A 14,176-nucleotide genomic window follows, 5' to 3' on the forward strand; every position below is an offset into this window, starting at 1 on the left:
TTCCTATGCTTTATATGTGGTGATCAATGTATCGTTATCTATAACAACGACTATGCCGCCTTTGTCCATAACTTTGAGAAGATCTTTTTTTAATTGATCCATTTCATGAAGAATAGATTGCGTGGCTTTGCGATTAAGAATAACTTTGTCTCCCTGCTCTTTTCCAAACTCCATAACGAGTTCAATCATACGTTTGGTCATGCCCCGTTGAGACATTCTCTCGCCAATATGCTTTGTTGCCTTCATCTTACACCTCTTTAGTTAAGACTTTACTAATTGATATAAAAATTGTAGCACTTCTTTCTTTTGTTGTCAATAGTTAAGACGTAACTAGTTAGCAATTCTCATTTAACTGACCAATTTTGGTTAAATTTTTCCAAATAAATTATCTATAAGCAAAGAAAAATATTCATTCAACATAGTGATAAGTTCCTACACTACAGTACTTAGCTGAAAAGCAATTCGATTTACTGCATCCTTAAAAAAATTATGGTTCGGAGCATCTACATTTTCAAAAAGAGCTTCATATTCCAATACAATATCATCGACCATGAATACACCGATATTATCGATTTTCGGTTGCAATATTGTTCCCAAAGTATCTTCAAACTGTTTTATTAAATGCTCCCGATCTCTTACCCATGCCTGCGATGATCTCCCGGCAACGTACTTGATCATCAATATATCACTGATTTGACCATAGTGCCTCTTTAATGCCATTTTGTACCTACCAACAGTTATATCAAGTAATTTAATCTTCTCTTTTTTCATTCTTAGAGCCAGTTCTCGTCTGCTTCTCAGATCATTAATTATTTCGGCAGCTTTATTCAAAACTTCTATCTCTTTCTCACTCAACGACCTTTTATGTTTCTTTATTTCCTGAAAAATATTTGTGCCAAGTCGCTTTAGTGCTGTATTTTCTTTGAAAATAAGATTTTCTGAATCAAATCTTAATACAGCATCAATATCAATGGCTTTCAAATTGTTAGCTTTCATAATTCATACCCTTTCCTTGAATATGTCCACCATATTCAGTTTTGTTCATACATGCATTAATAGAAATTTTTTGGTATGGTGCTTTTTTAGGTATACCTCTTAGAGGTAGAATGGCGGCTCGTACCTCACCATCAGAAGCTAATACCCTTATAGAGCGAATGAGACCTGCTTTTTTTTGTATGAAATTTTTAATCCATTTACCATAACGCTTGATAGTGGAGAGAGATTTTTTGGAGCAGTTGGCTATCGTCTGTAAAGTGATTTTAGACCCACTACGTTGCATGAATTTAACTGCGGCCATAATACTTCTAAGCGTATCAGCTATTTTCATTTGGGTAGTTCGTTTTGCTGCCAGACTTTGTCTATGTGAAACCTCTTGCAAAAACTCTTCTCTGGAAAGATTTTTTATCTGAGAAAATCCCATTGGTTTTTCTTTTGCTTTGGATCGAAAATTATTACGGTTTGCATGACAAAATTCATACACACTTTTAACAATCGATCTTGGTTTGATAGGGACTTCAAACTGCTGATTGATTTGATGGGCTTTATTCTCAAGCAACGCGTGGAGATTCTTGTTCTTAGCGATTGTATAACCGTAATGGCGAAGTTGATTGAAGAGTGTGATATGACGGCTTATAGAGGCTTCAGCCGCAATGACAGCTGCATTTGAGGCTGCTGATTGTCGATGATCGATGACAAAGTCATGAAATTCGGCTAAATCGTATGCAACATCATTGTAGATAACTCGATAGGACTCATCATTGAAAAAGTTTTTGGTTTGGTGATTTTGATAATTTTGATCCGCTCCAATCAAAAGTTGTATCGATTTGACAATATCGCGGTAATACCCAACTGCTTTTTTATTAGTCTTAGAAACAGGATGATTGAGCAACCAAATCAGATGGGCTTTATTATTATGCGCATTGAGCGTTTGAATGGTAGGCACAGGCAACCCAACATCATTCCATTCTGCCAACAGATCTTCATTATCAACGTCCATGATAATTGCATTGAAGTGAGTATCGGTATTGATCTGTAGCTGATCGTAATAACGTGGGTTCTTTCGAATGTATTTAACGGGAAGAACATACATGCGCCCATAGATTGTATAGGCTCTGATTTTTTTTAAATGCTCTAATATTCCATTTAGTACGGTATTTTTATGAATATTGTTTTCGCTAAACAAATTGGTTCCTTTGATAATTGATTTTCATCAAAGGACAACATGTGCTATAATTTCCCTACATGTCGTCCTGATGTCTTTTTGATTTTTGGATGATTGCTTCGCACTTTGACTTCACAGTTTGCCGACGGGGGAGTTAAAGGGCTTTCTACTAACTTTCGATTTGATTTTCTCCTTAAATATAAGATCCAGAGTGAAAAAAATAAGCCAAGTTGCACCGCGACTACTTTCTTCTTTTCAAAGGTTTGATTAACAAACTTGATAGTTTAATTCTCGTTTATAAATTGAAGTCGTATAATTCGCACCATAAATGAAGCATCCGCTTTAAATCTTCATTGCCGTACAGTACGGTGATGAACCCGAAAAGGTAAAACAACACCATGATTTCCGCAGAGATTGAGACGTTAGGCATACAAAATAGTGGAAAACTTTTCCATAACCTCAGTTACGATGAGTTGATCCGACATGAGTTGGAGAACGGTGAATGTAAGCTTGCCAGCAATGGTGCGACGATGGTCGATACCGGTATCTTTACGGGTCGCAGTCCTAAAGACAAATATTTTGTCAATCAAGATCCTTCCAACAAATATATTGCATGGGGTGATGTGAATAAAAAAATCGACAAAGCGGTTTTTGATGAACTCCTTATTGTTGCCCGTGAACAGCTCTCCGGAAAAGATCTCTATATTACCGATGTCTTCTGCGGATCAAGTGCTTCCAGCAAACGTTCCGTCCGTTTCGTTTCTGAAATCGCATGGCAGTCTCATTTTGTCAAAAATATGTTTATCCGTCCGACTGAAGCTGAGTTGGAAACCTTCAAGCCCTCGTTTACCGTACTCAACGCTTGTAAAGCCGTGAATGAAAAATGGGAAAATCATGGGCTGAATTCTGAAGTCTTTGTTCTCTTTGATATCGAAGCCAATCTCTGCATCATCGGCGGAACCTGGTACGGCGGCGAGATGAAAAAAGGTATTTTTTCAATGATGAACTACTGGCTTCCTCTCGAAGGCAAGCTCTCGATGCACTGTTCAGCGAATGTCGGTGCAGAAGGAGACACCTGTCTCTTTTTCGGTCTCAGCGGAACCGGAAAAACAACTCTCTCGACCGATCCTAAACGTGCCCTTATCGGGGATGACGAACATGGTTGGGACGATGACGGTGTCTTTAATTTCGAGGGGGGATGTTACGCTAAAGTGATCAATCTTGATCCTTCCAGCGAACCTGAAATTCATAATGCCATCCGTCGCAATGCCCTGCTCGAAAATGTCGTTTATAACGAAGACGGCATCGTTGACTATACTGACGGTTCTAAAACGGAAAACACCCGTGTCTCGTATCCGATCGAACATATTGAAAACCACCAGCCTTCACTAATGGCGGCTCATCCTAAAAACATCATCTTTCTCTCGGCTGACGCATTTGGTGTTCTCCCTCCGGTAAGCCGCCTCACAAAAGAGCAGGCGATGTATTATTTCCTCAGCGGTTACACGGCAAAAGTTGCCGGAACCGAGCGGGGTATTACCGAACCGGTGGCAACCTTCAGCTCATGTTTCGGAGAAGCGTTTCTGCCGCTTCATCCAACCGTCTACGCAAAGCTTTTGGGTGAAAAAATCGATGAGCATGGAGTCAATGTCTATCTTGTAAACACAGGATGGACAGGAGGCGGATACGGGGTCGGTAAACGGATGAGCATTAAAGATACCCGTGCTTGTATCAATGCTATCTTAGATGGCAGTATCCAAAACAGCGAGTTTGATACCACCAATACATTTGGATTCCATATCCCAAAAACACTCGGATCCATTGACCCTGTGATTCTTAACCCTCGCAACGCTTGGGCCGATCGTGACGCGTACCTTGTACAGCGCGACAATCTAGCCGCACTCTTTATCAAGAACTTTCATAAATATACGGATGGAGAGAGCGGCTTCGACTTTTCTGCCGCCGGTCCGCAATTACCGTAATCTTTTCTTCTACTTTTTTGTTCCGGCAAAAAAGTAGCAAAAAACTTCATCTCTCAAACAAATCGCCTGCGCGACTCTCTGCACTTCTGCATCGCGCGCGGCTCCGATAAGGATGTTTGATAGATGTAATCTTTATGGTTCTACGAGTGTAAACGTCCCTGCCGTAGCATTGTAGTCCCAGTAATCGTTCCCCTCGGGCTTGTTCGCAATATTGCGATCTTTTGTACTGCTTCCATTTTTGGTTGCTGGACCGTAATATTTTCCTCCGACAACCACCCAATCACCATTTTCTGTATTTTTGAGAATATAATTCAGAGGATGAGTGTTATCAGCACCCAAAGTCGTAGGATATCCGGTTGCATTGAGTGGATTTGTGGCAGTATTTTGCCCGTTTCCCCAATCAAAATCGCACGTATTTGCGATCCATTCGCCGTGAATGGCATCTAGTGCACTTTGGACTGATGAAGCGGTAGCGAGTTCGGAAGCACTTTTGGAGTTATCGGTGAGGTTCGCAAATTTAGGAATTGCCACGGCCGAGAGTATCCCGATAATGACAATGACGAAGATCAGCTCGACAAGAGTAAAACCTAAGCGAGTTGATCTAGTCATATGTATTAGAAATTGATAGTGGTATTTACGTCAGCACCGGCAACAGCAGTAGCATTGAGATCTCTTAGACATCTATCCTGGCTTACTACGTCATTAAAGCTTGCACAGTCAATAGCATAGTTAACTGTGCGTCCCCCTACATCCAATGTAATGGTAGATACAACACTGCCTGATGCAGCATCAGTATAAGTTACAACATCACCAGCTGTTTGCCATCCTCGACCTGTTACATTAACTAAATCTGCCAACGTAATTGTTGTATTCTCTTCCAAATCTATTTGGTTGACTGCAGCATTTGCCGCCCCTGATGCCGTATCGATTGTCGTTTTGATAACGGATTTGACTTCAGCATTCTGCTTTAGATTTGCAAACTGCGGAATTGCGACTGCTGCCAATATTCCGATAATAACGATGACAAAGATCAACTCGACGAGGGTGAATGCATTACGTTTCATAGAAACTCCTGGGACTGCACAAAGTGCATAGTTAAGATGGTTGTATTATCGTCATATCTAGCTTAAGCTTTAATAATAATACTGCAATTTAAAGATAATAAAGAAAAGGGGGGCGAGGATGAGTACAAGCCAGTGGCTTGTACTAAAAAATTAACAAGAATAAGTAGATTTAAATTCGAATGCCGTAGGACGAGCTTCATCCGGCCATACTTGTGTTTCAAATTTATAATGCTGATACGTATCGATAAATTCAGGAGTCATAACCGGCTGCAAGAATGCATTGTCACGAATCAAGGCTTCTAATGAACCGCGTAATGTGTGTGGCATTTGAGGAATACCTTTTTCACGAATCTCATCAAGGCTGAGTTCGAACAAATCTTCGTCCATCGGTCCAACCGGAACTGTTTTGTTTTTGATACCGTCTAATCCAGCTAACAACATTGCAGTAAATGCAAGGTATGGACATGAAGTAGAATCCGGGAAACGCATTTCGATACGTGTCGCTTTTTCGCCTGCACCGTAAGGAACACGGCAAGAAGCTGAACGGTTTTGGCTTGAATACGTCAAAATCGAAGGAGCTTCAAATCCAGGAATCAGACGTTTGTATGAGTTGGTTGACGGGTTGGTAAATGCTGCAACCGCACGAGCGTGAGCAAAGATACCGCCGACATAGTGAAGCGCTGTTTCAGACAAGTTGCTGTAGCCGCCTTCTTTGTAGAATGTATTTTTACCGTCTTTCCAGATCGATTGGTGAACGTGCATACCGTTACCGTTGTCTCCGTAAAGAGGCTTAGGCATAAATGTTACTGTTTTACCGTTCAGGTGAGCTACCATTTTGATAACGTATTTAAGTTTTTGTACATTATCCGCTGCTTCGACCAAGGTTCCGAAAACGATACCGATCTCGCCTTGACCCTGTGCAACTTCGTGGTGACCGAGAACAACTTCAAGACCGACTTGTTCCAATGCCAACATCATCTCTGCACGCAAATCAACCATAGTGTCAATCGGAGCTACCGGGAAATAACCCCCTTTTGTACGTGGGCGGTGACCGGTGTTGTAACCGTCTTTGAAATCTTTTGCATCATTCCATGAACCTTCTTCAGTGTCCACTTCATAATATGAACAGTTGACTTCATCGCGGATTTTGACATCATCGAATACGAAGAATTCATTTTCAGGACCGAAATAAGCAACATCGCCTACGCCGGCGTTAGCAAGGTGCTCAAGCGCTTTTTTCGCGATAGCACGCGGGCATTTTTCATAGGCTTGTCCTTTGTAAATGTCATAGACATCACAAAATACGATAATGGTCGGATCAGCGGTAAAAGGATCCATAAATGCGGACTCAGCGTCCGGCTTCAACAACATATCCGAACGGTTGATCGGTTGCCAAGCATCGATAGAAGAACCGTCAAACGGGAGACCGCCTTCAAACTGACCGGCATTCACTGCACTCATACGGTAGCTAACGTGGTGCCATGTTCCTTTCATATCGGTGAAACGAAAATCGACGAACTGAACGTCATTCTCTTTACAAAAACTGAAAAACTCGTCGACACTATTTACGAATTTACCCATGCAGATCTCCTGAAAATAATAAAGTTAAAGCAGTATAGCAAAACTTGCCAAAAAGTGACGTGTTTAGAGTGATTAAAATTTAATCATTTCACGATCACGCCCTCTGTAAAGGGCACATTTGTCATAACCTACAGAGCGTGCCAGTGACTCAACCTCGGAACTGTAGAGTCCTACCTGTTCTTTGCAATGCGCATCAGAACCGAAAGTAATCGGTATCTCCAATGCAGCGATTTCTTCCATTAAAAGCGGCGAAGGATATGCCTCGGCAATCGGTTTACGATAGCCCGACACATTAATTTCAATCGACATATCGGCTTTTTTGATCGCTTTCAATGCCCCCTCGGCCAAAAGTCGGATATCTTTTGTCGGAAGGTATTTGAATACTTTAAGTAAATCCAAATGTCCGACGATATCGAACCTGCCGCTGAGCGCCATCGTTTCAACAAGCCCAAAATAACGGCGATAGACATCATCAATATTCGCTCCGGCATACCGGCCGATAAACTCCGGGTTATCAAACCCCCAGTCATCAATAAAATGGACACTTCCGATCAAATAGTCGCAGGGGCGAGTCATGACACCCTCATCCATATATCCGGGAAGAAAATCAATCTCATACCCTAATAAAACGGTAATCTCATCTCTGTACCGCTCTTGCGCTTCTTTAACCCATTCTTCATACAACGGCATTTGATCAAATGCCATTCGATACTTTGGATCATAATGCATCGGAGCATGATCGGAAAAACCGAAAAACTCTGTACCGCACGCAATGGCCGCTTCAACATATTCATTTACGGTTCCTGTTGCATGATTGCATAAAACGGTATGATTGTGGAGATCAACTTTCATCTGTTTTCCTAAGTAAAAATAATGGTTTTAATGCTATTATAGTGCAATTTTTTGTTAAGGTAATCGTAATGACGCAAGAAGAATTAGATGCATTAATGAGCGGCGATATCGATTTAGATGAAACATACGCAGAGCCTGAGTCTGCAGAAACCGAAGAAGAGCTTCCTGCAGAAGAGGCCTTTGAGGAAAATCCATCCGAAGAAATCAATCAGGATAAATACCGTGTATCAGCAATGAACAGCTGGCCGCCTCCACCACCGACGGATGATAACAAAATGGTCCACCAGCTGGATGATGTTACCAAAGAGAGCGAAGCCAAAGCCTCTGAAATTTTCGATTTGATCGAAGGTATCAGTAATGATTTAGGTCAGGGTGAAAAAGATGTCAAAAAAATCCGAACCGTTTTGGGAAGCAATATCGATCTTTTCAACACTTTAACTACAAAATTCCCGCATGTTGAAGCTTTTAAAACCCAATTGGAGCAAAATAAAGAAGCCCTGGCAAATCTCGAGGCCATTTTAGAAACCCTCCAAAATGGCGGCGATACCATTATGAATATTATGGACATTATGCAGTATCAGGATATCCATCGCCAGAAAATCGAAAGGGTTATCAATGTCATGCGCGCCCTCTCAACCTATATGAATCATCTGTTTGCCGGAAAAATCGACGATTCGAAACGTGTTGCCTCGGCAGTTCATATTCACGGAGACACCAGTACCGATGATATTGTCAGCAGTGATGATATTGAAGCATTACTTGCTTCCTTCGGACAAAAATAACGATTTACCCTACTTTTCTTTTTCACAAGAAAAATAGCAAAAGAAAATCGCCTCAACAACAAATCGCGGTCGGTACGCTTGTGCACTTCTGCACGCGACCTCGCTCTTCATATGTGGTTGAGGCATCATTTAGTAGCTAACTTTCTACTTTCAAACAATCGACACCTTTTTTTCGATAAAATTCCCTCAAATATTATACAGAATCGAGCAACTCTCTTTGAAAAAAGTCGAACTCCTTTCCCCTGCGGGAAATTTAGAAAAACTCAAAATTGCCATCGACTACGGTGCAGATGCTGTGTATGGCGGAGTCAGCCATTTTTCACTCCGTATCCGATCGGGTAAAGAGTTCGATATCGAAAGCTTTAAAGAGGGGATTGATTACGCCCATGCAAAGGGCCGCAAAGTCTATGTCACGATTAACGGTTTTCCTTTTAACTCTCAACTAAAGCTTCTCAAAGAACATATTGCCCTCATGGCATCGTTGGAGCCGGATGCATTTATCGTCGCAACACCGGGAGTCTTAAAACTCGCACATCAAATCGCTCCCCATATACCCCTTCACCTCTCTACCCAAGCGAATGTTATGAACGTTCTCGATGCGCAAGTCTATTACGATATGGGTGCTCGACGAATCATAGCAGCACGGGAAATATCCCTTAAAGATTTAAAACAGATCAAAGAAGAACTCCCTGATTTGGAAATCGAAGTATTTGTTCACGGTTCGATGTGTTTTGCCTACAGCGGCCGCTGTCTGATCTCGACACTCCAAAGCGGCCGTGTCCCAAATCGCGGAAGCTGTGCTAATGACTGCCGTTTCCCTTATGAAATGTATGCAGCGAATCCTGAGACAGGGACTTTGTTTAAACTCGTCGAAGATGAGGGGGTCGGTACCTATATTATGAATTCCAAAGATCTCAATCTCGCTTCCCATATTCAAGAAATTTTAGATGCAGGATGCATCGATTCACTGAAAATCGAAGGGCGCACCAAAGCACCCTATTATGCTGCGATTACCGCCAAGGTGTACCGCCGTGCCATTGATGATTATTATGCCGGAAAATTTGATGGCGAACGTTATCAAAAAGAATTAAATACGATGCAAAATCGCGGCTTTACCGATGCCTATCTTGTGAATCGCCCTTTTGAAAAACATGATACGCAGAATCTCGACTTTACGATGATGATGGGAACCCATCAGGTAAGCGGCATAGTCGACGAAAGCGGCAACTATTTTGAATGCAAATATAAAACCTTCCCCGGCGATACCCTGGAACTTGTTTTTCCGGAAGGAAGCGTTATTCAGCCGGTTGATAATGAAATCGGTAGAATATGGGAAGAAAACGGAGAGTGGCATATATCCTTCAAACAGCTGCTTGCGGAAAACGGCAAAGTATGGGATCAGGTACACAGCGGTAATCTGAACCGTTTCACCCTTCCCGCCTCTCTTCCGGCATTTACCTTCTTTCGTATACCGGCAACAGAAGAGATGGGCACCGTCACAAAATGTTAAATTTAAAAACCAAGGAGTTAATGCAATGAAATTTGTCTCAATTATTATGGGGAGCAAAAGCGATTTTGACGTTATGCGCTCATGTTCAGAAACCTTAGAAGCGTTCGGTGTTCCGTATGAACTTATTATTTCTTCCGCACACCGAAGTCCTGAACGTACAAAAGACTATGTACTCCAAGCTGAAGCTAAAGGGGCACAAATTTTTATTGCAGCCGCAGGAATGGCAGCTCATTTGGCAGGTGTATTAGCCTCCAAAACGATTAAACCGATCATTGGTGTACCGATGAGTGCATCCGCTTTGAGCGGTATCGACGCTCTTCTCTCTACAGTCCAGATGCCTGCGGGAATGCCGGTAGCAACCGTCGCCATCGGCAAAGCCGGAGCGATCAATTCTGCTTATCTTGCCATGCAGATTTTAGCTTTGGAAAATGAAGAACTGCGAATGAAACTCCAAGAAGATCGTATCACGAAAGCAAAAAAAGTTGAAATGGATTCTTTGGAGATTGAAACGATCTTATAGTTTTATAGGTTTTGGCAAAGTGCCTGTGCGTAGTGAACAATTTTAATTGGGTACGCATTTTGCTATAATCAAAAATCTAAACGTATAGGCGGTAGTGAATGCAAGGGCACTGGATGAGTATCGATGATTATGCTCAGATGACACATATGGATCGCAGTGCCGTTGAAGCATTAATCGTCCGCGGAAAGCTCACCACAACTATCGAAGATGGCGAGGTATTTATTGACCCGGGGCAGGGTATGGCAGGCATCGTTCCAATCAGTCTCCATGAGCTCAGTGCATCTCAAGCTGATGTAACGATGGGTGCGAGTTTTGTTGAAAAAACCATCGGAACCATTATAAATCTCCATGAAAAAGTACTCGTTGCCAAAGAAGAGACCATTGAGTCGATCAAAAATGAAAACTTGTTTCTCAGAGAAGCACTCGCCTCTCTTCAAGAACTTTATGACGAAGATCGCAATACTATTGCAACGCTTACCGAGCAGCTTCGCCTTTCTCAGCAAGAAGTCGAATTTATGCGCCGTAAATACAAACTGATGTGGGGCAAAGTCATCGAAGATCACGCGACTCAATGACCATACAACAAGAATGCATAGGGTGTATTAGTGCCCAAAGCGAACGGGTCTGTGACGCGATTCATGCCGACAAAGCGTTACGTCTTAAAATGACCGATTATGTCAAAACAGCTCTCCAAACTGCTGATTTTTTCCTCTCACCTCCCGTAATTGCCGCTCCATTATATGAAGAGATGGCACGGCTTGCTCATACCGACGACTTATACGAGCAACAAAAAAATCATGCAACAGCCCAAGCCAAGAGTTATATTCCTTTTTTAGAGGAAACGATTCGACAGAGCGACGACCCTTTTATGGCAACCCTTAAAACGGCTGTCGTCGGCAATGTGATCGACTTGGCGGCAGAGGTAAGTTTTGATCTGCATGATGCCATTATGTCCGTCTTTAACACTGCATTCGCACAAGATGATACCTTGGCTTTGCGCCATCTGTTGAATTCTTCCAAGAGTGTCCTCTATATCGCAGACAATGCGGGAGAACATATCTTTGACGCACTGGCTATCGCATCACTCCAAAAGCTTTATCCTTCCGCAGCATTTACCTATATGGTACGGGGCAATCCCATCATTAATGACGTCACCTTAAAAGAGGCGAAAGAAGCGGGTATAGAAGAAATCTGTTCTCTTATGGACAGCGGTGTTCCTACCCCAGGATTTGTCTATGAACTTGCTTCTAATGAAGCGCAAGGGCTCTTTGATAGTGCCGATTTGATCATTGCCAAAGGTATGGGTAATTACGAGTGCATGACCCCGCAAAGACGAGAAAACATCTGTTTTTTACTGAAAGTAAAATGTTCCGTTGTTGCAGGTTCACTGGGAAAAGAGATCGGTGATATAGTGTGTAAACTTCATTAACGTTGTACGATAATCCGGTTTCTCCCTTCTTCTTTTGCCCTGTATAAAGCGTTGTCCGCTCGGCCGACTACATTTTCGATGCGATCGCCTTCATTGCATTCACTGATCCCAAAGCTGCAAGAAAGGGTGTGAATATGGGGGAACTCACACATATTAATGGCCTCTTGAATTTTTTCCGCAACCTTATAAGCCCCTTCACTGTCAGTATCGGGACAGATGATCATGAATTCTTCGCCGCCCCATCGACCGATGATATCGATATCCCGTATACTTTTACGCAGTATTTGAGAGAGTTTGACTAAAGTCTTATCCCCGACCAAATGACCATAGGTATCGTTGATCCGTTTAAAAAAGTCCAAATCGATCATTATGACGGAATAGGTCCTGTGTGTCCGCTGATAATACTGATGAAATTCAACCAATTTTTCGTCCAAATGCATCCGGTTGGAAAGCTTGGTCAACGGATCTGTCGTTGCCATATACAAAAGTTTTTTATTATATTTTCCCATCTCAAACTGACGATACATAAAAATCGAAATAATGAACATTGCAGCAAATCCAATCCCGTAAACCCAGTCGTAATCGATACGGTTTTCGTAGGTAATGGCAACATACCGGTTAAATATTTTTTGTCGTTCTGCCACACTAATAGAATCAATAGCTTTGTCAACAATCGATTTAAGTTGCGGATAATCGTTGCGGATCATCATTCTCACGTCAAAATCAAACTCGGTTGTTCCGGAAATTTTTAGATCCATATAATGACCGGAATTAATCAAATAGGCAACGACGGGGAGAATATCGATCACAGCATCGACTCTCCCCGCGCTTAGCAGTTTCAGCCCTTCTCGGGTGTCTTCTACTTCCACAATCTTAATCAGCGGATATTTCATATTGACGGTATCAATAATACTATACCCTTGGCCGATAGCGACACGTTTGTTTTCCAAAGCTTCCAAACCCGGAAGGAAGTCAATTTTCTTATCGGTAACGATCACATTCGGAAAAGAGGCATAAGGTTTGGAAAATATGGCATATGGCTCCTTATCCCCTGAAATAGATGTACCGAGAGTAATATCAGCGTTTTTGCTCTTAATAGCTTCCAAAACCCCTCCCCATGTAGGTGAAGGGATAAAAGAGGTATGCATATCCGTTCGCGCAACAATCAATTTCCAAATATCGACCGCTATCCCCTGAAATCTCTCGGGATCTGTATCGGAGCGAAAATTAAACGGGGGCCATGCAAAAGTAGAGGTGTAGCGGATTGTATTCGTATGTAAAAAAGAGCGCTCATCGACATTCATCAATAGCGATTGATGAGCGGCATCATCATAGACAAATCCCTCCAACCGTTTTTCATTCGACGGCAGCCCCATCACCCGGTAAATATCCGATATTCGACGAAATTTATCGACGGTAATTGCCCCCAAGGGCTGATTCCCGCGATATGCCAGCTCTTTAAGAACCTGCCCCTCATAAATCAAACTCTCTAATGATTTGTTTTGGCCGTTGTATCGTTCACGGATCAACTGAGCCGTTTCAGGTATATGTTCAAAGGCATATTCCCACCCTTTCAGTGTCGCATCCACAAAAGCGCGTACCCTTTTAGGATGATCACGCACTTCGGATTCTGAGGTAAAAAGGATATCGCTGTAAAAATCAAATCCGTACGCTTCAGGATTAATCGCATTGACTTCGATTCCCTTTTCCTTGAGGATGTAAGGTTCATTGGAGATATAAGATGCCATTACATCCGTTTTACCGTTGACAATATCCATAGGATTATAACTGTGTTGCAAAAATTTAATCTGCCCCATCCGAACATCCTGAGAATTGAGCATCGCCCGAACCGAAATCGAGTCTTGAAAATCTTCGGTCATCATGACACGTTTGCCGATCAAGTCCCGAGGAGTCTGAATATCGGCCGATTTTTGGGAGAGAAGGATAAAGGGAGAACTTTGAAAAATTGCTGCCAATGCGACAATATTTTTACCCTGAATACGATCAATCAGCAGTGATGATCGACCGATTCCATACGTACTGCGCCCTTCCATTACCTCATCAACAGCCAATTTTTTCGGATCGAATTTTTGGAGGGTGACATCCAATCCCGCATTTTGATAAAAACCTCTCTCTTTGGCAACATAATATCCCGCAAACTGAAACTGATCCGCCCATTGCAGTTTGACCGAAACTTTTTCTAACGACGGCGCTCCATACACGGTTGCGAAAGAGAGAAATAAAATAATAAAAAATAACTTCATTTCGCAACCTTTCATTAATTTCCTTTATAAT

14 protein-coding genes are annotated in these 14,176 nt (G+C 42.2%); 6 read left to right on the forward strand and 8 right to left on the reverse strand.

Going from position 1 to position 14,176, the window contains the following annotated elements; genetic code table 11:
- Nucleotides 1-3 precede the first annotated feature (3 nt).
- From WAO38_RS00125 to WAO38_RS00135, 3 genes are all read right to left on the reverse strand, one after another.
- The gene (locus WAO38_RS00125; RefSeq protein WP_422233155.1) at nucleotides 4-246 is read right to left on the reverse strand and encodes a hypothetical protein; all 243 of its coding nucleotides are present in this window, start codon (nucleotides 244-246) and stop codon (nucleotides 4-6) included.
- 186 nt (nucleotides 247-432) lie between these two features.
- On the reverse strand, nucleotides 433-996 hold the full coding sequence (locus tag WAO38_RS00130) for a hypothetical protein (protein ID WP_422233157.1): 564 nt from the start codon (nucleotides 994-996) through the stop codon (nucleotides 433-435).
- Complete coding sequence (locus tag WAO38_RS00135; RefSeq protein WP_422233159.1) at nucleotides 986-2,182, reverse strand: replication initiation protein; 1,197 nt, start codon at nucleotides 2,180-2,182, stop codon at nucleotides 986-988. The genes WAO38_RS00130 and WAO38_RS00135 overlap by 11 nt, the downstream gene beginning before the upstream one ends.
- 377 nt (nucleotides 2,183-2,559) lie before the next feature.
- Between WAO38_RS00135 and pckA the strand changes: the two genes are divergently transcribed.
- Nucleotides 2,560-4,143 carry a phosphoenolpyruvate carboxykinase (ATP) gene (gene pckA / locus WAO38_RS00140; RefSeq protein ID WP_422233160.1) on the forward strand — a complete coding sequence of 528 codons (1,584 nt, stop codon included), beginning with the start codon at nucleotides 2,560-2,562 and terminating at the stop codon, nucleotides 4,141-4,143.
- Nucleotides 4,144-4,275: 132 nt separating this feature from the next.
- Here pckA and WAO38_RS00145 read toward each other — a convergent pair whose 3' ends face one another.
- The 4 genes from WAO38_RS00145 to WAO38_RS00160 all read right to left on the reverse strand — a co-directional run bounded on the left by WAO38_RS00145 (nucleotide 4,276) and on the right by WAO38_RS00160 (nucleotide 7,640).
- The gene (locus WAO38_RS00145) at nucleotides 4,276-4,752 is read right to left on the reverse strand and encodes a type II secretion system protein (protein ID WP_422233162.1); all 477 of its coding nucleotides are present in this window, start codon (nucleotides 4,750-4,752) and stop codon (nucleotides 4,276-4,278) included.
- Between the two features lie 5 nt (nucleotides 4,753-4,757).
- A complete protein-coding gene (locus WAO38_RS00150) occupies nucleotides 4,758-5,207 on the reverse strand; it encodes a type II secretion system protein (protein ID WP_422233164.1) in 450 nt (149 codons plus the stop codon).
- Nucleotides 5,208-5,357: 150 nt separating this feature from the next.
- Nucleotides 5,358-6,788, reverse strand: a complete 1,431-nt coding sequence (gene glnA / locus WAO38_RS00155; protein WP_422233166.1) for a type I glutamate--ammonia ligase — start codon at nucleotides 6,786-6,788, stop codon at nucleotides 5,358-5,360.
- 72 nt (nucleotides 6,789-6,860) lie between these two features.
- Complete coding sequence (locus tag WAO38_RS00160) at nucleotides 6,861-7,640, reverse strand: histidinol-phosphatase (protein WP_422233167.1); 780 nt, start codon at nucleotides 7,638-7,640, stop codon at nucleotides 6,861-6,863.
- 68 nt (nucleotides 7,641-7,708) lie between these two features.
- Between WAO38_RS00160 and WAO38_RS00165 the strand changes: the two genes are divergently transcribed.
- From WAO38_RS00165 to WAO38_RS00185, 5 genes are all read left to right on the forward strand, one after another.
- Nucleotides 7,709-8,422 carry a chemotaxis protein gene (locus tag WAO38_RS00165; protein WP_422233169.1) on the forward strand — a complete coding sequence of 238 codons (714 nt, stop codon included), beginning with the start codon at nucleotides 7,709-7,711 and terminating at the stop codon, nucleotides 8,420-8,422.
- Nucleotides 8,423-8,639: 217 nt separating this feature from the next.
- Nucleotides 8,640-9,932, forward strand: a complete 1,293-nt coding sequence (locus WAO38_RS00170; protein WP_422233170.1) for a U32 family peptidase — start codon at nucleotides 8,640-8,642, stop codon at nucleotides 9,930-9,932.
- A 25-nt stretch (nucleotides 9,933-9,957) separates the two neighbouring features.
- Nucleotides 9,958-10,452 carry a 5-(carboxyamino)imidazole ribonucleotide mutase gene (gene purE, locus WAO38_RS00175; protein ID WP_422233172.1) on the forward strand — a complete coding sequence of 165 codons (495 nt, stop codon included), beginning with the start codon at nucleotides 9,958-9,960 and terminating at the stop codon, nucleotides 10,450-10,452.
- A gap of 113 nt (nucleotides 10,453-10,565) precedes the next feature.
- On the forward strand, nucleotides 10,566-11,027 hold the full coding sequence (locus tag WAO38_RS00180) for a DUF3972 domain-containing protein (RefSeq protein ID WP_422233174.1): 462 nt from the start codon (nucleotides 10,566-10,568) through the stop codon (nucleotides 11,025-11,027).
- On the forward strand, nucleotides 11,024-11,881 hold the full coding sequence (locus WAO38_RS00185) for a damage-control phosphatase ARMT1 family protein (protein WP_422233176.1): 858 nt from the start codon (nucleotides 11,024-11,026) through the stop codon (nucleotides 11,879-11,881). Before WAO38_RS00180 ends, WAO38_RS00185 begins: the two co-directional genes overlap by 4 nt.
- Here the strand turns inward: WAO38_RS00185 and WAO38_RS00190 are convergent.
- Nucleotides 11,878-14,145 (reverse strand): ABC transporter substrate-binding protein, encoded by a 2,268-nt coding sequence (locus WAO38_RS00190; protein ID WP_422233178.1) that lies wholly within the window; start codon nucleotides 14,143-14,145, stop codon nucleotides 11,878-11,880. The genes WAO38_RS00185 and WAO38_RS00190 overlap by 4 nt on opposite strands.
- Between the last annotated feature and the right edge of the window lie 31 nt (nucleotides 14,146-14,176).

This window comes from Sulfuricurvum sp., assembly GCF_049277495.1.
In the GTDB taxonomy this organism is placed as follows: Bacteria; Campylobacterota; Campylobacteria; order Campylobacterales; family Sulfurimonadaceae; genus Sulfuricurvum.